This window comes from Ralstonia sp. RRA, assembly GCF_037023145.1.
Taxonomy (GTDB): domain Bacteria; phylum Pseudomonadota; class Gammaproteobacteria; order Burkholderiales; family Burkholderiaceae; genus Ralstonia.
Window position 1 is genome coordinate 2,017,634 of sequence record NZ_CP146091.1, and the last position, 26,631, is coordinate 2,044,264.

The window sequence follows — 26,631 nt, forward strand, 5'->3', positions numbered from 1 at the left end:
TCAGCGGGCCGCTGGGTGAGCGGCAAACCAGGCCTTGTACTGCGGATGATCGCGCAGCGTGGCGAAGCAGAAACCCTTGCGCTCGAGGCCCGTGATCAGCGGCTCCAGGTCAGCAGGTGCCCACGGGTCCTTGCGCGACCAGATGCCCAGGTGCGCCATGGTGATGTCGCCATCGCGCAGGTTGGACAGCGCCTTTTGCAACAGCGCGTCGTTCGGATAGCGCTCGGACGGCAATTCGTCGCCGAGGAAACCGGCGGGCGCCCAAGCCACGTGGGCAAAACCGCACTGCTTGGCCCAGCCTTCGGTGGTGGCCGAGAGATGGCCGCCCGGTGCACGCCACAGCGGGTCCATCGGCTGGCCAGTCACGGCCTTGAAACGCTCGGCGCTGCGCTTGAGTTCGGCGCAGAATTCGGGCTCGCCCCAAACGACGTTGCGGCCGCCTTGCTCGCCGAACTGCGGGCGGAAGCGGACTTTTCCGGCGCCAGCCTCGCCCTTGTAGTAGACGTGATCGAAGGTGTGCGTGCCGAAAGCGTGGCCGTCGGCAGCCAGCGATTTCCAGTACGGAGCCCAGCCGTCGTCCAGCGTGCTGTCACCGTTGACCGTTTTCTCGTTGGCGAGGAAGAACGTGGCGTGGATGCGGTGACGGCGCAGCGTGTCGGCAATCAACTGCGCCTGGCTCATGCTGCCCGTATCAAACGTCAGGTAGACGGTGCCCTTGCACGCGCCGGCGTTCACACCACCCGGGGCGGCCGTGGCCAGCGCGCACAGCCCCAACGCCGCCGTGGCGGCCATCGTGCGCAGCATCGACAGGCCTGTTTTCATGATCGTCACGCTTTAGAGGAGCGGCGCGCGCGAACGGAAGTAGATGCCGTGCGGCGAGCGCCCGACCTTGATCTTTTCCACCACCGACCGGCTTGCCACGTCGACGATCGCCACCGTCTTGGCCCAGCGGCAGGTCACCCAGAGCTGCTTGCCGTCAGCGGTCAACTCCATGTCATCCGGGCCCGGCGGCAGGCCGGTGATGTCACCCACCTTGGTCAGCGTTTGCTGGTCGATGATGCTGATCGTGCCCGACACGCGGTTCGACAGGAACAGATGGCGCTTGTCGCCCAGCGCGCGGAAGTTGTGCGCGCCCTTGCCGGTCGGGATGCGTTTGACGCTGGTGCGGGTATGCCAGTCGATCACCTCAACGTAATCGGCGCCCGTCATACCAACCAGCAGGTATTTCTGATCCGTCGTGACCCACACGCCGGCCGGCGCGGAGCCGATGGTCATGCGCCACATCACGGTCTGCGTGGGCAGATCGATGGCCATCACCTCGTTGGAGTCCTGCACCGTAATGAAGGCAATCTTGCTGTCTGCCGTAAAGGCGATATGGCTGGGCGTCTTGGCTGCAGGAATCTGCTTGGCGATGGTGAGCGCGTGGCCATCCCAACGGTAGATGTCAACACGGTCCAGACGGTTGCCGGTGGTCAGGAACCACTTCTGGTCGGGCGAAAAGCCGATCTGGTACGGGTCATCAATGCGCGGCACGCGCTGCTGAATCTTGCCCGTGACCGGATCAAGGAACACCAGATCGTTGCCGACCGCGTTGGCGACAATCAGCGACTTTTCGTCAGGCGTGGCAATCAGGTGGTGGGGTTCCTTGCCGATCGGGAAGGTCTCCAGCACCTTGCGGGTGTCCTTGTCGATCAGTGAGACGCTGGCGTCGCCCGAGTTGAGCACAGTGACGACTTCTGCACGCGCCGCGTGCGCTGCCATCAAGGCAGCGGCCGACAGAACAAGCGTGGAGAACCAACGGAAGGCAAACGAGGCGCGCGAGGCAGACATAACGAGAAGATTCAGCAACTTAGCCAGCCATTTTAACGCCCGCTGTTATGGCGTCGCTGACACAAATCAAAAAAAGAAAGTGGGAACTTTCCCAGCGCCCAGCAATGCACGGCGGGCTACCGCTGCATCGATTCCCATACCTTCTGCAACCGTTTGACCGACATCGGCACTGGTGTGCGCAACTCCTGCGCAAACAGGGCGATGCGCAACTCCTCCAGCATCCAGCGGAACTCCTCCATGCGCGGGTCGCTGCCGCCCTGCCCTTGCACGCGCAACGCTTTCTCGGCGCGCTGGTATTGCTGGATGAGCGGCGCCATCTCCTGCATGCGCTGCGTGTCGCGCGCGGGGTCCGCCTTGAGCTTGTCGATGCGCAAGGCGATGCCCTTCAGGTAACGCGGGAAGTGCGTCAACTGCGCATACGGCGTCGCCTCGATGAAGCGCTTGTGCATCAGCGTTTTCAGTTGCGCGTCGATGTCCGCAGCGGCGGCGGCAAATGGCTTGGCGATCTGCAGCTTGCGCGGCAGTTGCGCGTATTCCGTGAGGATGGCACCGACCAGCCGGGCAATCTCCTGCGCCAGCAGCGTCAAGCGGGCGCGGCTTTCGTCCTTGCGGGCGCCGAAGCTGGCATCGTCGGTGGGCAGCGGGTCTTGTAAACACGCTCGCTCCAGCGTGGCGTCCAGAATCTGGTCGCGCAGTTCATCCTGCGTGCCCAGGTTCATGAACTGGATCGCCATCTGCGACAGGCCCGGGATGTTCTTTTCCAGGTACTTCAACGGCTCGCGCAGCTGGATCGCGAACAACCGGCGCAGACCCAGGCGATGAATGCGTGCTGCCTCGGCCGGATCATCGAAGACTTCCACATCGCAGTGGTCGCCCGCATCGACAAGTGCGGGGTAACCGAACAGCGTCTGGTTGCCTTTGCGGATTTCCAGCAGCTCGGGCAGTTCGCCGAAATTCCATGTCGTGAGACCGGAATACAGCGCTGCATTGGACGGCGCCTCGCCCTTGCCGCCGCCCTTTGCGCTCTTGCTCGGCTTGGCATTCTCCTGCGCTCCGATGACCGCCGCGTCTTTCGCAGCGATCGACTGGAACGTCTGCTGCGCGCGCCCACCCAGTTCAGCGCGCAACTGGGCCAGGTTGCGGCCCATGTCGAGCTGGCGACCGTGCTCGTCGATCACTTTGAAGTTCATGAAGTGATGCGCGGGCAGCGTTTCGAGCTTGAAATCGGCACGCTTGAGCGCGATGCTGGTCTGCTCGCGCACGTCGGCGATCAGGCGGTCGAGCAGATCGCCGTCGCCCAGCTTCACCCGCGAGACGAAACCGGCGGCATAGTCCGGCAGCGGCACGCAGTGGCGGCGCAGCTTCTGCGGCAGACTCTTCAGGAGCAGATGCACCTTCTCCTTGAGCATGCCGGGCACCAGCCATTCGGCGCGCTGCGCGGGCACCTGGTTGAGCGCGTACAGCGGCACCGTCAGTGTCACGCCATCGCGCGGGCTGCCGGGCTCGAAGTGGTACGTCAGGCCCATGTCGATGCCGGCAATCGGCAGCACCTTCGGGAAGAGGTCCGTCGTGATGCCGGCCGCTTCGTGCCGCATCAGGTCATCGCGATTCAGGTACAGCAGCTTCTGGCCAGCTTTGCCACCGGCGCTGGCGGCCTCGGCATACCAGCGCTCGAACGACACCGTGTTGTAGATGTCCGCCGGGATCTGGCTGTCGTAAAACGCGTAGATCAGCTCATCGTCCACCAGCACGTCTTGCCGGCGGGACTTGTGCTCCAGGTTCTCGATCTCGCGCACCAGGCGCTGGTTGTGCGCGAAGAACGGCAGACGCGTCTCGAACTCACAATCGACCAGCGCACGGCGGATGAACATCTCGCGCGCCTCTTTCGGCTGCATCGGCCCGAAATGCACGCGGCGCTGCTGATAGATCGGCAGGCCGTACAGCGTGCCGCGCTCGAAGGCCATCACCTGGCCAGCCTTCTTTTCCCAGTGCGGATCGCTCCACGACACCTTCAGCAGGTGCGCGCCGACCTTCTCCACCCACTCCGGCTCGATACGCGCGAGCGTGCGGCCGAACAGGCGGCTGGTTTCGATCAGCTCGCCGCCCACGACCCACTTGCCCGCCTTGCGTGCGATGACCGAGCCCGGCCACAGGAAGAACTTGATGCCGCGCGCGCCCAGGTATTCGCGGCCCTTGCCGTCGGCCTCCTCGATGCGCACGCCGATGTTGCCCAGCAAACCCGTCAGCAGCGCCAGATGCAACTGCTCGTAGGTCGGATCGGTTTCATTGAGCTTCCAGCCTTGCTCCGCCACCGTCGTGTGCAATTGCGAATGCACATCGCGCCATTCGCGCAGCCGCACGTGCGACAGGAAATGCGAGCGGCAATTCTCCTGCAACTGCTTGTTCGATTTCTTGTGCGCGACGGCTTCTTCAAACCACTTCCACAGCTTCACCCAGCCGAGGAATTCGGATTTCTCGTCGGCAAATAACCGATGTGCTTGGTCAGCTTGCTGTTGCAGTTCCTGCGGACGTTCACGCGGGTCCTGCACCGACAAGGCGCTCGCGATGATGAGCATCTCGCGCAGACACTGGTGGTCGCGCCCGGCCAGAATCATCCGCGCCACGCGCGGGTCCAGCGGCAGGCGAGCGACCTGCTTGCCGAGCGGGGTCAGCGCGTTTTCGTCGTCGACGGCGCCAAGCTCCTGCAAAAGCTGGTAGCCGTCAGCAATCGCTCGGCCCAACGGCGGTTCGATGAAAGGGAATTGCTCGACGTCGGTCAGCCGCAGCGCCTTCATGCGCAAGATGACCGCCGCCAGCGACGAACGCAGGATTTCCGGATCGGTAAAGCGCGGCCGCGCGATGAAATCCGATTCCTCGTACAAGCGGATACACACGCCGTCGGCCACCCGACCGCATCGACCCGCACGCTGGTTGGCGGCGGCCTGCGATACCGGCTCGATCTGCAACTGCTCGACCTTGTTGCGATACGAATAGCGCTTGACGCGCGCTAGCCCCGTGTCGACCACGTAGCGGATGCCCGGCACCGTGAGCGAGGTCTCGGCCACGTTGGTCGCCAGCACGATGCGCCGCGCGTTGGACGGCCGGAACACGCGCTCCTGTTCCTGCACGGAGAGGCGCGCAAACAGCGGCAGGATCTCGGTATGCGCCGGATGGTGCTTACGCAGCGCCTCGGCGGCCTCGCGGATCTCGCGCTCGCCGGGCAGGAAGATCAGCACATCCCCGGAGCCTTCGCGGGCGAGTTCGTCCACCGCATCGACAATCGCCTCGTAGAGATCGCGCTCCTTGTCTTTCTCGTCGCGCTGGACCGGGCGATAACGCACCTCGACCGGATACAGCCGGCCGCTGACTTCGATGACGGGCGCCGGCCCCTTCGGCCCAGCAAAGTGCTCGGCAAAGCGCTGCGCATCGATCGTTGCCGAGGTGATGATGATCTTCAGGTCCGGCCGGCGCGGCAGGAGCTGCTTCAGATAGCCGAGCAGGAAATCGATGTTGAGGCTGCGCTCGTGCGCCTCGTCGATGATGATCGTGTCGTAAGCGCGCAGCAGCGGATCGTTCTGCGTTTCAGCCAGCAAGATGCCGTCGGTCATCAGCTTGACCGACGCGCCGGCCGACAGCGCGTCGTTAAAGCGCACCTGATAGCCCACGTGTTCGCCCACCGGCGTGCCAATCTCCTGCGCAATCCGCTTGGCCGTCGACGTGGCGGCAATCCGGCGCGGTTGCGTATGGCCGATCAACCCGGTGCCGCCCGCGCCAATGCCCCGTCCGATCGACAGGCAGATCTTCGGCAACTGCGTGGTCTTGCCCGAGCCGGTTTCACCCGAGACGATCACCACCTGGTGCTTGGCGATGGCCTCAGCAATCTCATCGCGGCGGGCCGAAACAGGCAGCGCCTCAGGAAACGTGATCGGCGGGACACGGTTGGCGCGTGCGCGACGGGCTTCCAGCGCGGCGGCGAGCTCTTCCGGCGTCGGTTTCGGGCGGCGCTGAGGACGACCATTTCCACCACTGCCAGCGCCGGGCTTGCGCTCGGGCGACGGGGTGTCTTTCGGCGATTTTGGGGAGGGTGCCGCCGGGCGTGGCCGGGACGGCTGGGCATGGGAATCTGACATCGGGCGGGATTATAATCCGCGCATCTTTCCTCGCGCCGGCCCGCGCCCCGTGCCGTTTTCCCTCCTCCGCCCGTGACCGCTCGTTCTTCTGCCCCCGCCCCCGGTGTTTCGCTGGTGGCGCACACGCCTGCCCCCGTCGACGTCACCCCGATTCCGCCCACCGCCGAGCAGCGGCAGTTCGTCGATTGGCTGCGCGAGGTGGCACCGTACATCCACGCCTTCCGCGACAAGACCTTCGTGATCGGCTTCGGTGGCGAGCTGGTCAAGGCCGACATGCTCGGCTGGCTGGTCAATGACCTCGCCCTGCTGCACGCCATGGGCATGCGCATCGTGCTGGTGCACGGCTCGCGTCCGCAGGTGGAAGAACAGCTCGCGCTGCGCAACGTGCAAACCCAGTTCGTGGACGGCGTGCGCGTAACGGACGCCGCCGCGCTGGAATCCGCCAAGGAAGCCTCCGGCGAATTGCGTCTGGACATCGAAGCCGCCTTCAGCCAGGGCCTGCCGAACACGCCGATGGCCGGCGCACGCATGTCGGTCGTCTCCGGCAATTTCGTGACGGCGCGGCCGGTGGGCATCGTCAACGGCGTGGATTTCCAGCACACGGGGCTGGTGCGCAAGATCGATGCGGAGTCGATCCAGCATTCGCTGGCCAACCGCAAGATCGTGCTGCTCTCGCCGCTGGGCTTCTCGCCCACGGGGCAGGCGTTCAACCTGTCGATGGAAGACGTGGCTGCCAACACCGCCACGGCGCTCAAGGCCGACAAGCTGATCTTCATCACCGAGCTGCCGGGCATCATGGACCGCGTGGGCAAGCTGCAGCAGGACCTGTCGATGGAAACGGCCATCGAGCGCCTGCGCGACGGCAGCCTGTCGCACGACACGGCCTATTACCTGCAGCACATCGTCAAGGCGATGCGCGGCGGCGTGCGCCGGGCACACGTCATCCCGTTTGCGCTGGACGGCAGCATCCTGCTGGAGCTGTTCCTGCACGACGGCGTGGGCACCATGGTGTCGCACACCGATCTGGAATACCTGCGCGAAGCCACGCTGGACGACGTGGGCGGCATCGTGTCGCTGATCGAACCGTTGGAAGCTGACGGCACGCTGGTGCCGCGCGAGCGCCGGCTGCTGGAGCGCGACATCGCCAACTTCTCGGTCATCGAGCACGACGGCATCATCTTTGGCTGCGTGGCGCTGTATCCGTACCCGAAAGACGGCATGGCCGAAATGGCCTGCCTGATCGTCTCCCCCGACAGCCAGGGCACCGGCGACGGCGAACGCCTGCTCAAGCACACCGAAGTTCGCGCCCGCGCGCTGGGCCTCAAGCAGCTGTTCGTGCTCACCACGCGGACGGAACACTGGTTCCTCAAGCGCGGCTTTGTGCGCGCCAGCGTGGACGACCTGCCGGAAGACCGCCGCAAGCTCTACAACTGGCAGCGGCGCTCGATGGTGCTGATGAAGAAGCTGTAAGCCCCAATATGTCCCTGAGCGGCATGCCGGAATCCCCAGCACGCCGGTCGAACTCTTTACAATAGCGCCACCCGCGTCGCACACAAGCGGCGCTCTCGCCACACAAGAGGAATCCCCATGGCCCGCATGGTCCACTGCATCAAGCTCGACAAGGAAGCCGAAGGCCTCGACTTCCCGCCCCTGCCCGGCGAACTGGGCAAGAAAATCTGGCAAAGCGTTTCGAAGGAAGCCTGGGCCGGCTGGCTCAAGCACCAGACCATGCTGATCAACGAAAACCGCCTGAACATGGCGGATACGCGTGCGCGCCAGTACCTGCTCAAGCAGACCGAGAAGTACTTCTTTGGCGAAGGCGCCGATCAGGCTTCGGGCTACGTGCCGCCGCCGTCGGCCTGATCTGCCGAGACAAGCAAAAAGCCGTTCAGCGCAAACTGAACGGCTTTTTTGCTTCCTGGGCGTTCGCCCGGCGCTTATGCCGGCACGGCCGCATCCTCCAGCTTGAAGATCGCCACGGCGCGGCGCAGTGCATCGGCCTGATCCGCCATGGCCTGCGCGGCGGCGGACGCTTCCTCCACCAGCGCGGCGTTCTGCTGCGTCACCGCCTCGATCTGGCCCACGGCAATGTTCACCTGTTCGATGCCGGTGCTCTGCTCTGCCGAGGCCGACGAGATTTCCGTCACGATCTGCGTCACGCGGTGCACGGAGGTGACGATGTCGTCGATGATGCCGCCGGCTTCCTGCACCAGCTTCGCCCCCGCCTCCACGCGCTCGGTCGATTGACCGATCAACCCCTTGATCTCCTTGGCCGCCGACGCGCTGCGTTGCGCCAGCGTACGCACCTCGCCTGCCACCACGGCAAAGCCGCGGCCCTGCTCGCCGGCGCGCGCGGCTTCCACTGCTGCATTCAGCGCCAGGATGTTGGTCTGGAACGCAATGCCGTCGATCACACCGATGATCTCGCCGACCTTGCTGGAGCTCTCCGAGATGCCCTGCATGGTCTGCACCACATCGCTCATCACCTGACCGCCACGGGCGGCGGTGTCCGATGCATGACCCGCGAGCGTGGTGGCCTGCACCGCACTCTCCGAGTTACGGCGCACAGTGGCAGTCAACTCCCCCATGTTGGCGGCGGTTTCCTCCAGCGAAGCCGCCTGCTCTTCCGTACGCGACGAGAGATTCAGGTTGCCCGAGGCAATCTGCGAACTGGCAGAAGCCACACCTTCAGCATTACGGCGCACTTCGCTCACCACATTGGCAAGGCTGCGCTGCATGTCCTTGAGCGCGGTGAGCAACTGGCCGATTTCGTCCGTGCCGTGCGCCTCCACCTCTTGGGCCAGATCGCCATGCGAGACGGCGCTGGCCACATCCACCGCACGCGACAGCGGCCGCGTGATTGAGCGGCTGAACAGGAATGCCCCGCCCAGGCCCAACCCGAACGCCACCAACATCAACACCACGCTGACCACCAGCGCGGTATATGCGGCCTCGGCGGTCTTGGCGGACACGGCCTTGCTTTCCGCCGCAATCTCCCTGGCGGCTTCATCCAGCAAACGCGCCGGTTCGCGGTCCACGCCGGCCACGACCTTGTCGCCCACCGTTGGGTCGAACGATGCAGCCACGAACATGTCGTGGCCCTTGCGATAGCCCTTTCCCATCTCCGTGTGCGCAGCGGCGAACTGGGTGATCAGGTCGCGGCTCTTGCCCGCGGGCAGCGACGCCTGCAGCGCCTTCGCCTGGTCGGCCACCGTCTGTTCACGCGCGAGGAAGGCGCCCCAGTACTTGTCCAACTTGTTCGGGTCTTCACCGCGCAGCAGGGTGTCCTTCCACTCCTGCACCTGGGTCTTGAAGGTGACGAGCATGTTCGTCACCGCACGTTCGTCAGCCACGCGCGCCTGCACGGTCGTGTTGTATTCGACGATGGAGTGATTGAGGGACGCAATGCCGTAGATGGCCCCGGCAAACATCAACAGCAATGCGGCGGCAAAGGCCAGGGGGAGTTTGAGAGCGAGTTTCATGGTGTTCCGGGTAAGACGACTGCGCAGGCAACATCGCGTGCATCTTGTTCTTGTCATGCACGCAATGCGGGCGGCATCTGAGCCACCGCGTCCGTCTTATCGGCCACTTGACGCGCTACTTAATGCTGTTTTTAGCAACATGCACATCGCAAACGCTCAACCGCCGCAAATGTGATTTGTCCTCCGCAAGAAAAAGACCGCCCACGCGGTGAGCGGTCTTTGCCTTGGCACGTGCAGCGCGCTACTTTGCGACCGACACCGCCTCCGTAGCGCGATCGACGGCATGTGGTGTGCGGCGCGCATTGGCAAGGCGGATGGCGTCGTAATACGCCGCCGCCGGCGGACGCTTCAGGTACTGCCCCGCCCCGCGCACGGCGCGTAGGTCGCCATTGGCCCAGGCCAGCGCGCCGCGTGTGAGCGTATGGGTGGCCACGCCGCGCACCGCCATCCCTTCGAAGATGTTGAAGTCCACCTTCTGGTGATGCGTCTTCACGGAAATCGTCTTGGTGCCCGCCGGGTCCCACACCACCAGATCGGCATCCGCGCCGGGCTGCACAGCGCCCTTGCGCGGATACAGGTTGAAGATCTGCGCAGCGTTGGTTGAGGTAATGCGCACGAACTCGTTGGGCGTGATGCGCCCCGCGTTGACGCCGTGATGCCACAGGATGGAGAGGCGATCCTCAATGCCGCCGCAGCCGTTCGGGATCTTGGTGAAGTCCTCACGGCCCATGGCCTTTTGCGATGCGCAGAACGTGCAGTGGTCAGTGCCGGTGGTATGCAACTGGCCGGCCTGCAGCCCGCGCCACAGCGCCTCCCGATGCTCGGCCGAGCGAAACGGTGGGCTCATGACGTGGGCAGCGGCGCGCGTCCAGTCCGGGTCGCGGTACACCGCCTCGTCGATCACGAGATGGCCCGGCAGTACCTCGCCGAACACGCGCAGACCTTCGCTGCGCGCGCGGGCAATCACGTCCACCGCATCCTTGGCCGACACATGCACGATGTACACCGGCACACCCAGCACCTGGGCGATGCGGATGGCGCGGTTGGCCGCCTCGCCCTCCACCTCGGGCGGGCGCGACAGCGGATGCGCTTCCGGCCCCGTGATGCCGCGCGCAAGCAACTGGCGCTGGAGCTGGAAAACGAGTTCACCGTTTTCCGCATGCACGGTGGGCAACGCGCCCAGTTCAAGCGAGCGCGAGAAGCTGTTCACCAGGATCTCGTCGTCGGCCATGATCGCGTTCTTGTAGGCCATGAAGTGCTTGAAGCTGGAGACGCCATGCTCGTGCACGAGCGTGCCCATATCGCGATGCACGGACTCGTCCCACCACGTCACGGCAACATGGAAGCCGTAGTCGGCGGCGGCCTTCTCGGCCCAGCCGCGCCATTCGCGAAAGGCGTCCATCAGCGGCTGGCGCGGGCTGGGGATCACGAAGTCGATGATGCTGGTGGTGCCGCCGGCCAGACCCGCTGCCGTGCCGGTAAAGAAATCATCGATGGCCGTGGTGCCCATGAAGGGCAGCTCCATGTGCGTGTGCGGATCAATGCCGCCGGGCATGACGTATTGCCCGTGCGCATCAATGACCGTGGCGCCGGCTGGGGCGTCGATCTGCGCCGCCACCTGCAGGATGGTGCCGCCGCTCTCGGGGCTGGCGCAGAGCACGTCGGCACGCCAGGTGCGGTCTGCATCGATGACCGTGCCGCCACGGATCAGGGTCGTCATGTCGCTGTCTCCTTGTGGGTTGTATGGGTGCGCAGTTGGATGACGCTCAGGCACTCGCCACGCTGGCGCTCGGGCTGCCGCGCAGCTTCATCCACGCGCTGTAGACCAGCGCCGCCAGCACGAGGCCAACGAACCACGCGTACGTGTAGAGCGTGTTGAAGAACGCCGGCACGTTCGGGAACGTGCTCGGAAACGCGGTATGCAGAAAACCCGGCAGGTTAGGCAGCACGCCCACAGCCAGCGCCACCACCGCACCGAGATTCCAGCCGCCGGTGTAGGTGTATTCGCCGTGCTCGTCGAACAGCTCGCGCGCGTTCAGACGCGTGCCGCGGATGAGGAAGTAGTCGACCATCATGATGCCGGCCACCGGCCCCAGCAGCGCGGAATAGCCCACCAGCCACGTGAAGATGTAGCCCTCCGACGTGGCCAGAATCTTCCACGGCATCATCACGATGGCGATGGTGGCGGTAATCAACCCACCCGTCTTGTACGAAATGCCCTTGGGCCACAGGCTGGAAAAATCGTATGCGGGCCCGACCAAGTTCGCCGCTAGGTTGCAGCACATGGTGTCCAGCGTGAGGATGATGAGCGCGATCCCCACGCCGATGCCGGTCATGCGACTGGTGAGGTCGATCGGGTCCCAGATGGCCTTGCCGTAGATGACCACGGTGGCCGACGTGACCACCACCGAGATGACGGACAGCAACGCCATCGGAATCGGCAGACCAATCGACTGGCCGATGATCTGGTCACGCTGCGATTTGGCAAAGCGCGTGAAGTCGGGAATGTTCAGTGCCAGCGTCGCCCAGAAGCCAACCATGGCCGTGAGACTCGGCCAAAACGTTGCCCAGAACTGGCCGGCCTTTTTTCCGCCGGCCACGAACTGCGACGGCGTGGACAGCATCGAGCCCGCGCCGCCCGCCTTGGACGTGGCCCACCACACCAGCACGATGCACATCACGATCTTGATGGGGGCAGACCAGCTTTCTAGCCAGCGGATCGAGTCGGTGCCGTGCAGGATGAAATAAAGCTGCAACGCCCAGAACAGCAGGAAGCACGCCAACTGCCCCACCGAGATATCAAGAAACGGCAGCACGGCGCCATGCAGGGCATTGCCCGTCAGGATGTTGGCCAGCGTATAGATGGCGCTGCCGCCCAGCCACGTCTGGATGCCATACCAGCCGCACGCGACGATGGCACGCAGCAGCGCCGGCAGCTTCGCCCCCTGCGTGCCGAACGATGTGCGCACCAGCACCGCATACGGAATTCCGTGCTTGGCGCCCGCGTGGCCGATCAACAGCATCGGCACCAGTACGATGGCGTTGCCCAGCAGCACCGTCACCACCGCCTGCCACGGCGACATGCCCTGCTCCGTCAACCCCGCAGCCAGCATGTACGAGGCGATGTTCATCACCATGCCGACCCACAGCGCCGCAAAGTGGTACCACTTCCAGGTGCGCTGGGCCACGCCAGTGGGCGCCAGGTCATCGTTGTAAAGACTGCTGCCGGCCGCGAGCGGTTCGGCGGGGTGCGCTGCCTGCTTCATTAAAAGACCTCCACGGGTTGTTGGCGCGCTCTGCGGCGCGCGTCAGGCTCATTTGTAGGAATCAAAGCCGGTCAGCACAAGGAAAGATCACGCTGCCTTGGCCGCAGGCGCTGGCTCTGTGGCCCCTGTGTCCGGCGCACTGGCAACCGCGCGCGCCGGATTGTTCGGATGCGTGGTCCAGTTGGCGTAGTCGCCCGCGTCCACACGCTCCATCGTGATGCACTGCTCGACCGGGCAGACATGCATGCATAAATTGCACCCGACGCATTCGGCGTCGACCACCTCGAAGTGGCGCTTGCCGTCTTTCTCGCGCGTGATGGCCTGGTGCGAGGTGTCTTCGCAAGCGATATGGCACAGGCCGCACTGGATGCAGCGATCCTGGTCGATGCGCGCCTTGATGTCGTACTTCAGGTTCAGGTATTTCCAGTCCGTCACATTGGGCACGGCGCGGCCCCGGATGTCGTCCAGCGTGGCGTAGCCCTTCTCGTCCATCCAGTTGGCCAAGCCGTCGGCCATGTCCTGCACGATGCGAAAACCGTAATGCATGGCCGCCGTGCACACCTGCACGCTACCGGCGCCCAGCACGATGAACTCCGCCGCATCGCGCCAGTTGGAAATACCGCCGATACCGGAGATCGGCAGATTGGGCGTTTGCGTATCGCGGGCGATCTCGGCCACCATGTTCAGCGCGATCGGCTTGACGGCCGGGCCGCAGTAGCCGCCGTGGGTGCCTTTGCCGTCCACGGTTGGCATCGGCGCCATCTGATCCAGGTCCACCGCCACGATGGAGTTGATCGTGTTGATGAGCGACACGCCATCCGCCCCACCCTTGTACGCCGCCCGCGAGCCCAAACGGATGTCGGTGATATTGGGTGTGAGCTTCACCAGGCACGGCAGCTTGGTCGCTTCCTTCACCCAGCGGGTCACCATCTCCACATACTCCGGCACCTGCCCGACCGCCGCGCCCATGCCGCGCTCGCTCATGCCGTGCGGGCAGCCGAAATTGAGTTCGACCGCATCGGCACCGGTGTCTTCCACCATCGGCAGGATCCATTTCCAGTCGTGCTCGTTGCACGGCACCATCAGCGAGACGATCAGCGCGCGATCCGGCCAGTCGCGCTTGACTTGCGCAATCTCGCGCAGGTTCACGTCCAGCGGACGATCGGTGATCAGCTCGATGTTGTTCAGCCCCGCGATGCGCTGGCCGTTCCATTGCACCGCGCCATAGCGCGAACTGACGTTGACCACATGCGGGTCGAGCCCCAGCGTCTTCCACACCACGCCGCCCCAGCCCGCTTCAAACGCGCGGTTGACGTTGTAGGCCTTGTCGGTGGGCGGCGCGGAAGCCAGCCAGAAGGGGTTCGGCGATTTGATGCCAGCAATCGTGCAGCGCAAGTCAGCCATGTTCGGCTCCGTGGAAAGTGGTATTCGGGATGCGGCTCAGGCCGCCTTGGCGGTGAGGCTTGCCAGATAAGCGTCGATGGAGGCGGCGGCGACCTTGCCGTCCTGCACGGCCTGCACCGTCAGGTCGATACCGCCCGTGGCCGCGCAATCGCCGCCGGCCCACACGTCAGGCAACGTGGTGCGCCCGCCCGCGTCCACGGCGATGCGGCTGGCGTCAACGGTCAGCAGTTCGCCATCCACGCCGATCGGCACCAGCGTCTGGCCGATGGCCTTGAGCACCATGTCGGCATCGACCGTAAAGCGTTCGCCTGCTTCACCCGAGCGCTCGAACTCCACGCCGATCACCTGCCCGCCCTGCCCAATCAACCGCACCGGCTTGGCATGCGTAATGAGGGTGACGCCGTTCTTCTGCGCAAATTCGCGCTCAGCCCAGGTGGCACTCATCGATTCGACACCGCGCCGGTAGACCATCGTCACCGTGGTCGCACCGAGCTTGCGGCTTTGCACCGCCGCATCCACTGCGGTGTTGCCACCGCCGATGACCACCACGCGCCGGCCGACCGGCACAGTTTCAAGCGACGCGGCTTGGCGCACCTGCTCAATGAAATCGACGGCGTTCATCACTCCCGAGAGGTCTTCACCTTCCAGCGCCAACGCACGCACGCCACCCAGTCCGATCGCCAAGAACACCGCGTCATGCTGCTTGCGCAACGCATCCAGCGACATGTCGCCGCCCAGTACCACGCCGGTCTTCAGTTCAATGCCGCCCACCGACAGCAGCCACGCCACCTCGCGCTGCGCAAAATCGTCGACGGTCTTGTAGGCGGCGATGCCGTACTCGTTCAGGCCACCCGGCTTGGCATGCGCGTCGAACAGCGTGACGCTGTGCCCGGCCAGCGCCAGCCGGTGCGCACACGCAAGGCCCGCTGGCCCAGCACCAACCACCGCCACATGACGGCCGGTTTCTGGCGCCCGCTTGAAGAGCACCGTACCCTTGGCCATCGCCCAATCGGTGGCATGACGCTGCAGCGCGCCAATCGCCACGGGCTGCGCATCCTGATCGTTGCGCACGCATGCGCCCTCGCACAGGATCTCGGTGGGGCACACCCGCGCGCACATGCCGCCGAGCGGGTTAGCGGAGAGGATGTCTACCGCCGCGCCCTTCAGGTTGCCGTTACCGATCTTGCGGATGAAGCTGGGAATGTCGATCTGCGTCGGACACGCTTGCACGCACGGTGCGTCGTAGCAGTAGTGACAGCGGCTGGCCGCAGCCGCCGCGGCGGTTGGGTCGAGCAACGGCGCAATGTCGGCAAACTCGCACGACAACTGCTCCGGCGACAAGCGGTGCGCGGCAATATCGCCCGTTTCCTTGATAGCCATGGTGGCTCCTTCTTCCGTGTGAGGACACAGCCGTGCCCGCCGGCCTCACACAGGCGAGGTCGGGACAGCTTTCGTTTTGGGTGATGCGACGGCGACTACGGTTGCGCTATGAAGCGGGCTCGGATGCACGCGAGAGCATCGCGTGCAGCAGGACATTCGCGCCGGCCTCGATCCACTCGGGCGTGGCGTCTTCGATCTCGTTGTGGCTGATGCCGTCCACACACGGCACGAACACCATCGACGTGGGCGCCACTTGCGCCAGATAGCACGCGTCGTGGCCCGCGCCGGACACCATGTCGCGGTGCGAATAGCCAAAGCGCTCTGCCGCAGCACGCACGGAGGTCACGCACGCGGCATCGAACTTGACGGGCTCGTAGTAGAAGATCTGTTCGAGCTGCGTTTCCAGCCCGATACCCTCGGCGATCTTGGCAACGCCCTCGCGCAGCGCGGCGTCCATCTTCGCGAGCACCGCATCCTCCGGATGCCGGAAATCGACCGTGAAGAACACGCGCCCCGGAATCACGTTGCGCGAGTTCGGGTGCACTTGCATCATGCCGACCGTCGCGCAGGCAAATGGCGCGTGGTCCAGCCCGATGCGGTTGACCAGATCCACCACGCGCGCGGCGCCCAGCAGCGCATCACGGCGGCGCGGCATGGGCGTCGGGCCAGCGTGGGCCTCCTGGCCCGTCAGCGTGATCTCGTACCAGCGCTGGCCTTGCGCGTCTGTCACCACGCCGATGGTTTTCTGCTCGGCCTCCAGAATCGGTCCCTGCTCGATATGCAGCTCGAACGCGGCGTGCAGCTTACGGCCGCCGCACGGCACGTCGCCGGCATAGCCGATCCGCTTGAGTTCTTCGCCGATGGTCTTGCCGTCCACGTCCTTGCGGGAGAGGCCGTATTCCAGCGTGAAGACACCCGCAAACACGCCCGAGGCCACCATCGCCGGCGCAAAGCGCGAGCCTTCTTCGTTGGTCCAGATCACGACTTCGATCGGGTGTTTGGTGTCGATGCCGTGGTCGTTCAGGCTGCGGATCACCTCCAGCCCGCCGAGCACGCCATAGATGCCATCAAAGCGGCCGCCGGTCGGCTGTGAGTCCGCATGCGAACCGGTCATCACGGGCAGCGCATCCGGATTGCGCCCAGCGCGTCGCATGAACACGTTGCCCATCTGATCGATAGTCACCGTGCAGCCGGCCTCCTTGGCCCAGCCGACGATGAGATCGCGCCCCTGCTTATCGAGATCGGTCAGCGCAAGCCGGCAGACGCCGCCCTTGGGCGTCGCGCCGATCTTCGCCACCGTCATCAGGCTGTCCCACAATCGCTTGCCGTTGACCTGGATCGACGTATCGAGCCGGGCCGTTTCCAACGCTTCGGGTGCTGCACTCATTGCGTGTCGCTCCTTTGGGGTCCGCCATACCGACCCGCCAACCACACCCAAGCGGTGCAGCGGCGGCCGTGTTTTGGGGCATCTCCGCACGCGGGCGGTGCATGCGGTTGCGGTCGTATTGGACAGCGTTTTCGGGGCATCGCCCGCCAGCGCAATCCTGTCCGAATGGACAGGTTGTAGACGAGGAATCCCGCCAAATCAATGTCTTTCGCAGACAGGCTTTTAAAGCGAGAAGCGTGCCATTGCGGCGCAGCATGAGACGCGCGACCTCGTTGTCGAGAGATGTCGTGCTGCCATCGCAACGACTAGAATGAGGCGCAGCGCGGCATCCCCTGCGCACACACGCCGCTCGAGACCACCATGCGAGACGACCCAGCCGCAGCCGCACCCCCAGAGAACACCGAAACCGCAGCGCCAATGCGGCGGCGCAAGGCGCATATCCGCGCCTCGAACGAAGCGCATCTGCTGGCCTGCGCCGAAGCGGTGTTTGCCGAACGCGGGCTCGAAGGCGCGAGCACCGCCATGATTGCCGAGCGCGCCGGCCTGCCCAAGGCGAATCTGCACTACTACTTTCCGACCAAGCTGGCGCTGTACAAGCGGGTGCTCGAAGACTTGTTTGAGGACTGGCACCGCGCGGCCAACTCGTTTGAAGATAGCGACGATCCAGCTGAGGCCATCAGCGGTTATGTTCGCGCGAAGATGGAGTTGTCACGCCGCCGCCCGCTGGGCTCCAAGGTCTGGGCCAACGAGATCATCCACGGCGCGGAGCATATGCAGGACATCCTCGCGCAGCGCGTCAAACCGTGGTTCGACACGCGCGTGCAGGTCATCGACACGTGGATCGCCCGCGGACTGCTCGCGCCCGTCGACGCGCAAACGCTGATGTACCTGATCTGGTCGACCACCCAGCACTACGCCGATTTCGAAGCGCAGATCCGCGCGCTCTCAGGCAAGCGCGCACTCACGCAAAAGGCCTTTGCCGAGCGTACCGAGGAAGTCGTGCAACTGGTACTGCGCGCATGTGGTGTCGTATCACCCGACACGCGTCAGCACGACTAGGGCAATACAAGGCACCAAAGCAAACATGCCGTTCAGCGTGAACTGAACGGCATGTGGTCTTGTGGCCTGGTGCCCGGCGGCAGTGCAGCGGTCAGAAATCGCGCCGCTGAACGCCCGCTTCCGTGCCCAGCAGCAGCACATTGGCGCCGCGCTTGGCAAACAGGCCGACCGTCACCACACCCGGAATGTCGTTGACCACCGATTCCAGCCCCTTCGGATCGGCGATACGCAACCCCACCACGTCGAGGATCACATTGCCGTTGTCGGTCTTGTAGATCTGGCCTTCCTTGGTCATGCGCAGACGGGGCTGACCGCCGAGCGCGGCGAGTTGGCGCGCCACGGCGGCACGTGCCATCGGCACCACTTCCACCGGCAGGGGGAACACGCCCATCGTCTCAACCAGCTTGCTGCCATCGGCGATGCAGACGAACGTCTTGGCGACCGAAGCGACGATCTTCTCGCGCGTAAGCGCGCCGCCACCGCCCTTGATCATGGCGCCCGAAGCGTCGATCTCGTCAGCGCCATCCACGTACACGGGAATGGCATCGACCTCGTTCAGATCCAACACGGTAAAGCCGTGGCCCTGCAGGCGACGCGTCGATGCCTCCGAGCTGGACACCGCGCCGGCAAAGCGAGCCCTGTGTGGCGCCATCGCGTCGATGAACAGGTTGGCCGTCGAACCGGTGCCGACACCCAAGACCGCGCCCTCGGGCACGTTGGCCAATACGTAATCTGCGGCGGCCTGCGCCACCAGTGCCTTCAGTTCATCCTGCGTCATCGCAAACACCCCAAGAAACCGGTCGGAATCGGAAAACCCGGTAGTGTACCGGATCAATACGATGGCTCTCGGCTGGCTGGCGGAGCCAAACCTGCGGAGTACAATCGATTCATCCTCTCACCTCCGGTGCAACGCCGGAACGCACTACGGACTCGCTTCATGACTCAACTCGATCAACTCAAGCAGTTCACCACCGTTGTCGCCGACACGGGCGACTTTCAGGCCATGCGCGCCTATGCGCCGCACGATGCCACGACCAACCCGTCGCTGATCCTGAAGGCCGTGCAGAAGGCCGAATACCGCCCGCTGCTGGAGCAGGCCGTGCGCGACGCACGCAGCGACAGCGTGGAAGACATCATCGACGCGGTGCTGGTGGCATTCGGCTGCGAGATCCTGTCGATCATCCCGGGCCGCGTGTCGACCGAAGTCGATGCGCGTTTGTCGTTCGACACCGAGGCGACGGTCGCCAAGGCCAAGCATCTGATTGCGCTGTATGAAGCGCGCGGCGTGGCACGCGAGCGTGTGCTGATCAAGATTGCCTCGACATGGGAAGGCATTCGCGCGGCGGACCAGCTTCGCGCCGAAGGTATCCGCTGCAACATGACGCTGCTGTTCTCGCTGGCGCAGGCTGTGGCGTGCGCCGAAGCGGGCGTGCAGCTCATCTCGCCCTTCGTCGGCCGCATCTACGACTGGTACAAGAAAGACGCCGGCGCCAATTGGGACCCAGTCGCCCAAGGCGGCGCGAACGACCCCGGTGTGCAGTCCGTCCTGCGCATCTACAACTACTACAAGAAGTTCGACTACGCGACCGAGGTGATGGGCGCGAGCTTCCGCAACGTTTCGCAGATCGTCGAACTGGCTGGCTGCGACCTGCTCACCATCAGCCCGGACCTACTCGCCCAGTTGCAGCAGTCCGACGCGCCGGTGGAGCGCAAACTCTCGCCGGACAACGCGCATGCCGCCAACATCGTCCGCCTGCCCGCTGATGAGAAATCGTTCCGCTGGCACATGAACGCCGATGCCATGGCCACCGAAAAGCTGGCCGAAGGCATCCGCCTGTTTGCGGCGGACGCGATCAAGTTGGAAGCGTTGATTGAGCCGCTGCGCGCGGCCGCGTAAGCAGGAAGCAGTTACCCCAGCATGGCGGGCAAGCATTCGCCCGCCGGCTGGTGGATCACCAAGTCAGCCGTCGCATCGAGCGCGCTTGGCTGCGGATTGACCACGATGACCTTGGCTCCGCCGTCTTTTGCGCGCCCGGGCAGACTGGCCGCCGGATACACAAGGCCGGACGTCCCCACCACCAAGCACACATCGCACGTGCTAGCCGCCTCTTCCGCGCGATAGGTGGCGACCAGCGGCAGTTGCTCGCCAAACCACACCACGCCCGGGCGCAGCATTGCACCGCATGTTGCGCAACGCGGCGGCCGTCCCGGCTCCGCTGTAGCGACATCGCATTTACCGCAGCCGCCCAGCCATTTGTTGGCGAACAGATTGCCGTGCAACTCGATCACGCCTTCGCTGCCGGCACGCTGGTGCAGGCCATCGACGTTCTGCGTGACGAGAGTCACCGTCTTGCGCTTGGCCAAGGCGGCAATCGCCAGGTGGGCGGGATTCGGCTGGGCCTGCAGCACACGTTCGCGGCGCTCCTGGTACCAGTCCCACACCATGCGCGGATGCTTGCGGTAGGCGGCCTCGGTGGCCATGTCTTCGGGCTTGAACTTCTCCCATAAGCCCGTGAGCGCATCACGGAACGTGGCCACGCCGGATTCCGCCGACACGCCCGCGCCGGTCAGGACCATGATGCGATCTGCAGACTCGATCCAGGCACGCGCCTGCGTCAACGCAGCCGCGTCAGGCGCAGCCGTCGGTTCAACAGACATCACTTCTTGGCCGGTGCGGCTGCGCGTTGACGCACCGCCTCGAACAGGCAAACGCCGCTGGCCACCGACACGTTCAGGCTCTCCACGCTACCTGCCATGGGGATGCTGACCAGCGCATCACATGTCTCTCGCGTGAGGCGGCGCATGCCCTCGCCTTCAGCGCCCATCACGATGGCGATCGGGCCCTTGAAGTCGGCTTGGTAGAGATCCTGCTCAGCTTCATCCGCCGTGCCGATCACCCACACACCGCGCTCCTGCAACTCGCGCAGCGTGCGCGCCAAGTTGGTCACGGTGATGTACGGAACGGTTTCGGCAGCGCCGCTGGCGACCTTGGCAACCGTCGTGTTGATGCCAACGCTGCGATCCTTCGGCGCAATCACAGCATGCGCGCCCGCCGCATCAGCCACGCGCAGGCAAGCGCCCAGGTTGTGCGGATCGGTCACGCCGTCGAGCACCAGCAACAGCGGCGTGCCCTCAATACCGTCGAGCAGTTCGTCGAGATTGAGCGCCAGCGACAGCGACTCTGCCTTGGCAACCACACCTTGGTGGCGGTCGGTGCCGGCAATGCCGCGCAGGCGATCAGTGTCAGCGGGGATCAGGCGCACGCCCGCTGCTTCCGCCGCTTTCAGGAAATCCTGCATGCGACGGTCGCGGCGGTTGGCCTCGAAATAGATTTCTTCGATCGACTTTGCGCCGTGGCGCAGTCGGGCGGTAACGGCATGGAAGCCGATGAGGAGCTTGGATTTAGACATGGCGCGATTGTACCCGTCTGCCCTCGCTCCTCAGCGGTTTTCCAGGGGGTCAGCGCCCCTTGGACTTCCGCGGTGCCTTGGCCGGCGCCTTGCGTGCAGTGGTCTTGGCACCGCCCTTGGGCTTGGGCGCACGCGTTGCCTGCCTTTTGCGGGCCGGCTTGGCATGCGCATGACCCGGCGGCTGTGCACGCGAGCCCGGCTCGAACACCGGCTGCTCCTCGAAGACGCGGTCAAGCGTCTCGTCGAACGATTCCTCCGGCTTGGCCGTGCCACCCAGCAGCGCCGCCAACTGCCGCGGCTTCTTGCGGCCGACCGGCGGCGCGGGCGTAGCAACAGCGGGCTGGCGGCCTGCCGTGGCTTCCGGTGCCCCTGCCACCTTCGTCGGCCGCAGCGCCTTGGCCGACGGCTCCTGAATCAGGCGGAAGTCCATCTTGCGTGCATCCAGATCCACGCGCAGCAACTGCACACGCACGCGGTCGGTCAAGCGGTAGCGGATGCCCGTGCGCTCGCCGCGCAGCTCGTTGCGGGCTTCGTCGTACTGGAAGTAGTCGCTGCCCAGCTCGGTCACATGCACCAGGCCCTCCACATACAGCTCGTCGAGCTGCACGAAGATGCCGAACGACGTGACTGCGCTGACCGTGCCCGAGAACTCATTGCCCAGCTTGTCGCGCATGAAGTAGCACTTGAGCCAAGCCTCAACGTCACGCGAGGCTTCGTCAGCGCGGCGCTCATTTGCCGAACAGTGCACGCCAAGTTCATGCCAGATCGCCTCGGCCTTGGCCTTATTGACGACTGCCGCCGGCACGCCCTTCTCGGCTTCCGCCTGGAGGCGGCGCGCCTTGGGCGACAGCGCGCTGTTCAGTTGCACGCCCGCAGCCAGCGCCGGCACATAGCGCGTGCGCTGCAGGATCGCCTTGATGGAGCGGTGCACCAGCAAGTCCGGATAACGGCGGATCGGGCTGGTGAAGTGCGCATAGGCCGGGTACGCCAGACCAAAGTGACCGATGTTGTCCGGGCTGTAGACCGCCTGCTGCATCGAACGCAGCAGCATGGTCTGCAACATCGGTGCATCGGGGCGCGCGGCGATCTTCTCCATCACCTCCGCGTAATCAGACGCCTGAGGTTTGTCGCCACCGCCCAGCGTCAGGCCGCTGGTCTTCAGGAAGGCGCGCAGTGCTTGCAGCTTTTCTTCCGTTGGACCTGCGTGCACGCGATAGAGCGCCGGGTGCTTGTACTTCTCTAGCATCTCCGCCGCGCAGACGTTGGCCGTCAGCATGCACTCCTCAATCAGCCGGTGCGCATCGTTGCGCGTGCGCGGCAGGATCTGCTCGATCTTGCCCTGCGCGTTGCAGACGATGTACGTCTCGGTCGTATCGAAGTCGATCGCGCCACGCTCGCGGCGCGCCTTGAGCAGCGTCTGATACAGCTCGTACAGGTCCTGCAGATGCGGCACCAGCGGCGCGCGCTTGGCAGCCTCCGGACCCTTCACATTCGACAGGATCGACCAGACCTCGTTGTAGGTCAGGCGCGCCTTCGAGTGCATCACAGCCGGGTAGAACTGGTAGGCCTTGATCTCGCCCTTGGCGCTGATGACCGCGTCGCAGACCATGCACAGGCGATCCACTTCCGGATTCAGCGAGCACAGTCCGTTGGAGAGCTTCTCCGGCAGCATCGGGATCACGCGGCGCGGGAAGTAGACCGAAGTGGCGCGGTCAATCGCGTCAGCATCCAGCGGATGTCCCGGCCGCACGTAGTGCGACACGTCGGCAATCGCGACGATCAGGCGCCAGCCCTTGCTGCGGCCAATCTTGACGGGCTCGGCGTAGACCGCATCATCAAAGTCGCGCGCGTCTTCGCCATCGATGGTGACGAGCGGCACATCGCGCAAATCGATGCGGCCAGCCAGATCGGCATCACGCACAGTGTCCGGCAATGCTTCGGCCTCACGCTGCGTCGGCTGAGAAAACTCGTGCGGCACACCGTACTTGCGCACAGCGATCTCGATCTCCATGCCAGGATCGTCGATCTCGCCCAGGACTTCGACCACGCGACCAATCGGCTGCACGTAGCGATCCGGATACTCCAGGATCTCCACGCTCACCACTTGGCCAACCTTGGCCTTGCCCTGCCCCTTGGGCGCAATCAGGATGTCGCGCCCAAGGCGCTTGTCTTCGGGCGCCACCACCAGCGTGCCGCTCTCCGAGAGCAGGCGGCCGATGATGCGTTTGTTGGCACGTTGCAGGATCTCGACGATCTGCCCTTCCGAGCGCCCGCGGCGGTCGTAGCCAACGGCGCGCACCAGGGCGCGGTCGCCATGCATGGCCTTCTGCATTTCGCGCTCGGGCAGGAAAATGTCGGGTTCGCCGTCATCACGGACGAAGAATCCGAAGCCATCGCGATGGCCGATCACACGGCCTTCGATGAAGTTGGGTTGGTGCGCCAGTTCGTAGCGCCCTTTGCGGTTAAGTTCGATCTGACCGTCCCGCTCCATGGCGGTCAGACGCTTGATAAAGCCGTCGTGCTCTTTACGGGTGACCGACAGCGTCTTAGCGATATCGGTGGCAGACAGCGGAGACCCCGAAGTGCGCAGCACACCGAGGATTTCCTCGCGGCTCGGGATCGGATAAGTCGGCTGATTCAATTTTTTCTTCTAGAGTGTTGACAGGTTCGGTAGAACCCGTAATAATTACAGCTTCGGTACACGCACACCTGCCCAGGTGGCGGAATTGGTAGACGCACTAGTTTCAGGTACTAGCGGGTAACTCCGTGGAGGTTCGAGTCCTCTCCTGGGCACCAGAGTTTAGGAACGGCGCAACGCAAGTTGCGCCGTTTTTCTTTTCCGCGATCGGATTGTTGTTGTTCAGTAGCTGACGCGACATTCCGCGAAGGACGACAGGCATTGTGTCTCGGCTATCACGCCGGGGCTGGGCCAGGATCACCGGCTCGCACACCCCAGGCGCTGGGTGGGTTCGATGCCCAGCGCATCCATCAAGACACGCCACGCTTCGATCATCCGCGCAATCTGCATTGGCCAAATTCTGCAAAGCCAGTCCGTGCGCGGGTTTCGGGCCCGTATTGCGACCCGTCACGTGAGGTTACCGAAGTGGCACGCACGGCGCAAGCCGCACACACCACTCCCCTCTTGCTTCGACGCAATCCACCAACGAATCAAGCCGCCGGCGCTTCACCGTTGCCGGCCGCACGCGCCTTGCCACGCTTGATCCAAGCCGCCAGATTATGCGGGCGCAGCGTATCGTATTCCTCGAACGGCTGATGAATCCACGGGTTGGTCGGCAGGAACTGCACCGCATAGTCCGGCTTGATCTTCGAGCATGCCTTGTGCCACAGCACAGCGGTACGCACATCGGTGACGGCGGGATAGCGCTCCTTCAGGTGGCGCCCCACGCGCTCCAGCGTGATGCCCGAGTCCACCAAGTCATCGACCAACAGCACGCGACCCGACAGCTCGCCGCGCGTCATGGTGATGTACTGAGCGATATCGAGATCGCCCTGCTGCGTGCCTGCAGCCTCGCGATAGCTGCTGGTGGCCAGAATGGCCAGCGGCAGGTCATAGATACGGGAGAGTTGGTCGCCCACGCGCAAACCACCGCGCGCCAGGCACAGGATCTTGTCGAACTTCCAGCCCGACTCATGCACGACCAGCGCCAGGCGCTCGATCAGGCCGTGATAGTCATCCCAGGACACCCACAGGTGCGAGTCATCGTTGATCGGCTGGTTCATCGTGTTCCTCTTCTTGATCATGAATGCGACGTGAGTTGCCGCTGTCGTGTTCTGTAAAAACGCCGCTGAATGCAATTCGCCCGGCAAATCACCGGGCGAGTCTGTCAAACGCGTGAGTGCGGCACGTCAGTCCTTGTATGGATGACGCAACAGGATGGTCTCATCGCGGTCCGGGCCGGTCGAGATCATGGCGATCGGAATACCGGCCACGTCTTCCACGCGCTTGAGATACGCCTGAGCGGTCTCGGGCAGTGCGCCCCATTCCTTCAGGCCGAAGGTCGACGTGTTCCAACCGGGGAATTCTTCGTAGATCGGCTGGCAGCGCGCCACGGCATCGGAGCCACGCGGCAGAATATCGACTTCCTTGCCGTCGAGCTTGTAGCCGACGCACAGCTTGATGGTTTCGAGGCCATCGAGCACGTCGAGCTTGGTGATACACAAGCCTGACACGCCGTTGATCTGGATTGCGCGGCGCAGAGCGGCGGCATCCAGCCAGCCCGTGCGGCGCGGACGGCCCGTGACCGAACCGAATTCCTTGCCGACGTTAGCCAGACGCACGCCGGTCGGGTCCTGACGAGCGGGGTTATCCGCGTCGTACAGCTCGCTCGGGAACGGACCGGAGCCCACGCGCGTGCAGTACGCCTTGGTGATACCCAGGATGTAGTGCAGTTGGCCCGGCCCCACGCCCGCACCGGCGGCCGCATTGCCCGCCACGCAGTTGCTCGACGTGACGAATGGATACGTACCGTGGTCGATGTCGAGCAGCGTGCCTTGCGCGCCTTCGAACATCAGGTTCTTGCCCGCGGCGTTCACGGCGAACAGTTCAGCCGACACGTCCGTCACCATCGGCGCCAGGCGCTCGCCATACGGCAGCATCTCGTCCAGCACTTGCTGGAAGTCCAGCGCCGGGTGATTCAGGTACTGCGTCAGGACGAAGTTGTGGAAGTCCAGGTTCTCGCGCAGGCGCTCGGCAAAATAGGCCGGATCGAACAGATCCTGCACGCGCAGCGCACGGCGGGCGACCTTGTCTTCGTACGCCGGGCCGATGCCGCGACCGGTCGTACCAATCTTGGCAGCACCGCGCTTGAGTTCGCGCGCCTTGTCGATGGCAACGTGGTACGGGAGGATAAGCGTGGTGGCTTCCGAGATGCGCAGGCGGTTCTGGACCTGCACGCCGGCCGACTCCAGCTCGTCGATTTCCTTGAACAGCGCCTCGGGCGAGAGCACCACACCGTTACCGATGTAGCACGCGACGCCATCACGCATGATGCCCGACGGGATCAGACGCAGGATCGTCTTCTTGCCGCCGATGATGAGGGTATGGCCTGCGTTATGTCCGCCCTGGAAACGAACCACGCCTTGCGCATGATCGGTCAGCCAATCGACGATTTTCCCTTTACCTTCGTCACCCCACTGGGTGCCGATGACGACGACATTGCGTCCTTGGCTCACTGCTGGTGCGGACATGTTGAATTTGCAGATGGGTTAAAAACGTATTCTACCCTTGTTGTCAGGGTCTTCCCTGAAATTACCGGGTATTTA

19 protein-coding genes and 1 tRNA gene are annotated in these 26,631 nt (G+C 64.4%); 5 read left to right on the forward strand and 15 right to left on the reverse strand.

Annotation, left to right across the window (positions count from 1 at the left end; translation table 11 throughout):
• From V6657_RS09910 to hrpA, 3 genes are all read right to left on the reverse strand, one after another.
• The gene (locus V6657_RS09910) at nt 1-822 is read right to left on the reverse strand and encodes a polysaccharide deacetylase family protein (RefSeq protein ID WP_048934309.1); all 822 of its coding nucleotides are present in this window, start codon (nt 820-822) and stop codon (nt 1-3) included.
• Nucleotides 823-834: 12 nt separating this feature from the next.
• Nucleotides 835-1,830, reverse strand: coding sequence for a YncE family protein (locus tag V6657_RS09915; RefSeq protein WP_048934308.1), 996 nt, complete (start codon nt 1,828-1,830; stop codon nt 835-837).
• A gap of 116 nt (nt 1,831-1,946) precedes the next feature.
• Entirely contained in the window at nt 1,947-5,960 is a 4,014-nt protein-coding gene (hrpA, locus tag V6657_RS09920; RefSeq protein WP_048934307.1) for an ATP-dependent RNA helicase HrpA, read from the reverse strand.
• A gap of 114 nt (nt 5,961-6,074) precedes the next feature.
• Here hrpA and argA point away from each other — a divergent pair, with 114 nt between their 5' ends.
• Together argA and V6657_RS09930 are read left to right on the forward strand one after the other, a co-directional pair.
• Nucleotides 6,075-7,430, forward strand: a complete 1,356-nt coding sequence (gene argA / locus V6657_RS09925) for an amino-acid N-acetyltransferase (RefSeq protein ID WP_137884684.1) — start codon at nt 6,075-6,077, stop codon at nt 7,428-7,430.
• Nucleotides 7,431-7,547: 117 nt separating this feature from the next.
• Nucleotides 7,548-7,823, forward strand: a complete 276-nt coding sequence (locus tag V6657_RS09930) for an oxidative damage protection protein (protein ID WP_021194215.1) — start codon at nt 7,548-7,550, stop codon at nt 7,821-7,823.
• 74 nt (nt 7,824-7,897) lie between these two features.
• Here V6657_RS09930 and V6657_RS09935 read toward each other — a convergent pair whose 3' ends face one another.
• From V6657_RS09935 to V6657_RS09960, 6 genes are all read right to left on the reverse strand, one after another.
• Nucleotides 7,898-9,442 (reverse strand): methyl-accepting chemotaxis protein, encoded by a 1,545-nt coding sequence (locus tag V6657_RS09935; RefSeq protein ID WP_048934305.1) that lies wholly within the window; start codon nt 9,440-9,442, stop codon nt 7,898-7,900.
• Nucleotides 9,443-9,683: 241 nt separating this feature from the next.
• Entirely contained in the window at nt 9,684-11,162 is a 1,479-nt protein-coding gene (hydA, locus tag V6657_RS09940; protein WP_048934304.1) for a dihydropyrimidinase, read from the reverse strand.
• Between the two features lie 46 nt (nt 11,163-11,208).
• Nucleotides 11,209-12,708 (reverse strand): NCS1 family nucleobase:cation symporter-1, encoded by a 1,500-nt coding sequence (locus V6657_RS09945; RefSeq protein WP_048934303.1) that lies wholly within the window; start codon nt 12,706-12,708, stop codon nt 11,209-11,211.
• Between the two features lie 87 nt (nt 12,709-12,795).
• A complete protein-coding gene (gene preA, locus V6657_RS09950) occupies nt 12,796-14,112 on the reverse strand; it encodes an NAD-dependent dihydropyrimidine dehydrogenase subunit PreA (protein ID WP_048934302.1) in 1,317 nt (438 codons plus the stop codon).
• Nucleotides 14,113-14,148: 36 nt separating this feature from the next.
• Nucleotides 14,149-15,492, reverse strand: a complete 1,344-nt coding sequence (locus V6657_RS09955; protein WP_048934301.1) for an NAD(P)-dependent oxidoreductase — start codon at nt 15,490-15,492, stop codon at nt 14,149-14,151.
• Nucleotides 15,493-15,598: 106 nt separating this feature from the next.
• Nucleotides 15,599-16,879 carry a Zn-dependent hydrolase gene (locus tag V6657_RS09960; protein ID WP_048934300.1) on the reverse strand — a complete coding sequence of 427 codons (1,281 nt, stop codon included), beginning with the start codon at nt 16,877-16,879 and terminating at the stop codon, nt 15,599-15,601.
• 360 nt (nt 16,880-17,239) lie between these two features.
• On the opposite strand from V6657_RS09960, the gene V6657_RS09965 reads away from it, so the two are divergent.
• Nucleotides 17,240-17,938: a TetR/AcrR family transcriptional regulator gene (locus V6657_RS09965; protein ID WP_048934299.1), complete on the forward strand. Its 699-nt coding sequence runs from the start codon at nt 17,240-17,242 to the stop codon at nt 17,936-17,938.
• A gap of 91 nt (nt 17,939-18,029) precedes the next feature.
• Here V6657_RS09965 and rpiA read toward each other — a convergent pair whose 3' ends face one another.
• Entirely contained in the window at nt 18,030-18,716 is a 687-nt protein-coding gene (gene rpiA / locus V6657_RS09970; RefSeq protein ID WP_048934298.1) for a ribose-5-phosphate isomerase RpiA, read from the reverse strand.
• A gap of 159 nt (nt 18,717-18,875) precedes the next feature.
• Between rpiA and tal the strand changes: the two genes are divergently transcribed.
• Complete coding sequence (gene tal, locus V6657_RS09975) at nt 18,876-19,835, forward strand: transaldolase (protein ID WP_048934297.1); 960 nt, start codon at nt 18,876-18,878, stop codon at nt 19,833-19,835.
• 11 nt (nt 19,836-19,846) lie between these two features.
• Here tal and V6657_RS09980 read toward each other — a convergent pair whose 3' ends face one another.
• Genes V6657_RS09980 through rnr form a run of 3 tightly spaced genes read right to left on the reverse strand, consistent with a single transcriptional unit; the run spans nt 19,847 to nt 23,989 of the window.
• Nucleotides 19,847-20,596 carry an NAD-dependent deacylase gene (locus V6657_RS09980; RefSeq protein ID WP_048934296.1) on the reverse strand — a complete coding sequence of 250 codons (750 nt, stop codon included), beginning with the start codon at nt 20,594-20,596 and terminating at the stop codon, nt 19,847-19,849.
• A complete protein-coding gene (rlmB, locus tag V6657_RS09985) occupies nt 20,596-21,348 on the reverse strand; it encodes a 23S rRNA (guanosine(2251)-2'-O)-methyltransferase RlmB (protein WP_048934295.1) in 753 nt (250 codons plus the stop codon). Before rlmB ends, V6657_RS09980 begins: the two co-directional genes overlap by 1 nt.
• A 49-nt stretch (nt 21,349-21,397) precedes the next feature.
• Complete coding sequence (gene rnr / locus V6657_RS09990) at nt 21,398-23,989, reverse strand: ribonuclease R (protein ID WP_048934294.1); 2,592 nt, start codon at nt 23,987-23,989, stop codon at nt 21,398-21,400.
• Between the two features lie 70 nt (nt 23,990-24,059).
• On the opposite strand from rnr, the gene V6657_RS09995 reads away from it, so the two are divergent.
• Nucleotides 24,060-24,144: transfer RNA gene (locus V6657_RS09995), tRNA-Leu, on the forward strand.
• 372 nt (nt 24,145-24,516) lie between these two features.
• Here the strand turns inward: V6657_RS09995 and V6657_RS10000 are convergent.
• Both V6657_RS10000 and V6657_RS10005 read right to left on the reverse strand, forming a co-directional pair.
• Nucleotides 24,517-25,089 (reverse strand): phosphoribosyltransferase, encoded by a 573-nt coding sequence (locus V6657_RS10000; protein ID WP_048934293.1) that lies wholly within the window; start codon nt 25,087-25,089, stop codon nt 24,517-24,519.
• 126 nt (nt 25,090-25,215) lie between these two features.
• On the reverse strand, nt 25,216-26,556 hold the full coding sequence (locus V6657_RS10005) for an adenylosuccinate synthase (protein WP_048934292.1): 1,341 nt from the start codon (nt 26,554-26,556) through the stop codon (nt 25,216-25,218).
• Nucleotides 26,557-26,631 lie beyond the last annotated feature (75 nt).

Excerpts from the sequence above, each read along its gene's own strand:
- V6657_RS09980 (WP_048934296.1), bottom strand. The coding sequence starts at position 20,596 with ATGTCTGTTGAACCGACGGCTGCGCCTGACGCGGCTGCGTTGACGCAG.
- rpiA (WP_048934298.1), bottom strand. The coding sequence starts at position 18,716 with ATGACGCAGGATGAACTGAAGGCACTGGTGGCGCAGGCCGCCGCAGAT.
- tal (WP_048934297.1), top strand. The coding sequence starts at position 18,876 with ATGACTCAACTCGATCAACTCAAGCAGTTCACCACCGTTGTCGCCGAC.
- V6657_RS09960 (WP_048934300.1), bottom strand. The coding sequence starts at position 16,879 with ATGAGTGCAGCACCCGAAGCGTTGGAAACGGCCCGGCTCGATACGTCG.
- hydA (WP_048934304.1), bottom strand. The coding sequence starts at position 11,162 with ATGACGACCCTGATCCGTGGCGGCACGGTCATCGATGCAGACCGCACC.
- V6657_RS09915 (WP_048934308.1), bottom strand. The coding sequence starts at position 1,830 with ATGTCTGCCTCGCGCGCCTCGTTTGCCTTCCGTTGGTTCTCCACGCTT.
- V6657_RS10005 (WP_048934292.1), bottom strand. The coding sequence starts at position 26,556 with ATGTCCGCACCAGCAGTGAGCCAAGGACGCAATGTCGTCGTCATCGGC.
- preA (WP_048934302.1), bottom strand. The coding sequence starts at position 14,112 with ATGGCTGACTTGCGCTGCACGATTGCTGGCATCAAATCGCCGAACCCC.
- V6657_RS09965 (WP_048934299.1), top strand. The coding sequence starts at position 17,240 with ATGCGAGACGACCCAGCCGCAGCCGCACCCCCAGAGAACACCGAAACC.
- rlmB (WP_048934295.1), bottom strand. The coding sequence starts at position 21,348 with ATGTCTAAATCCAAGCTCCTCATCGGCTTCCATGCCGTTACCGCCCGA.
- V6657_RS09955 (WP_048934301.1), bottom strand. The coding sequence starts at position 15,492 with ATGGCTATCAAGGAAACGGGCGATATTGCCGCGCACCGCTTGTCGCCG.
- V6657_RS09910 (WP_048934309.1), bottom strand. The coding sequence starts at position 822 with ATGAAAACAGGCCTGTCGATGCTGCGCACGATGGCCGCCACGGCGGCG.
- V6657_RS09945 (WP_048934303.1), bottom strand. The coding sequence starts at position 12,708 with ATGAAGCAGGCAGCGCACCCCGCCGAACCGCTCGCGGCCGGCAGCAGT.
- V6657_RS09935 (WP_048934305.1), bottom strand. The coding sequence starts at position 9,442 with ATGAAACTCGCTCTCAAACTCCCCCTGGCCTTTGCCGCCGCATTGCTG.
- V6657_RS09930 (WP_021194215.1), top strand. The coding sequence starts at position 7,548 with ATGGCCCGCATGGTCCACTGCATCAAGCTCGACAAGGAAGCCGAAGGC.
- V6657_RS10000 (WP_048934293.1), bottom strand. The coding sequence starts at position 25,089 with ATGAACCAGCCGATCAACGATGACTCGCACCTGTGGGTGTCCTGGGAT.
- hrpA (WP_048934307.1), bottom strand. The coding sequence starts at position 5,960 with ATGTCAGATTCCCATGCCCAGCCGTCCCGGCCACGCCCGGCGGCACCC.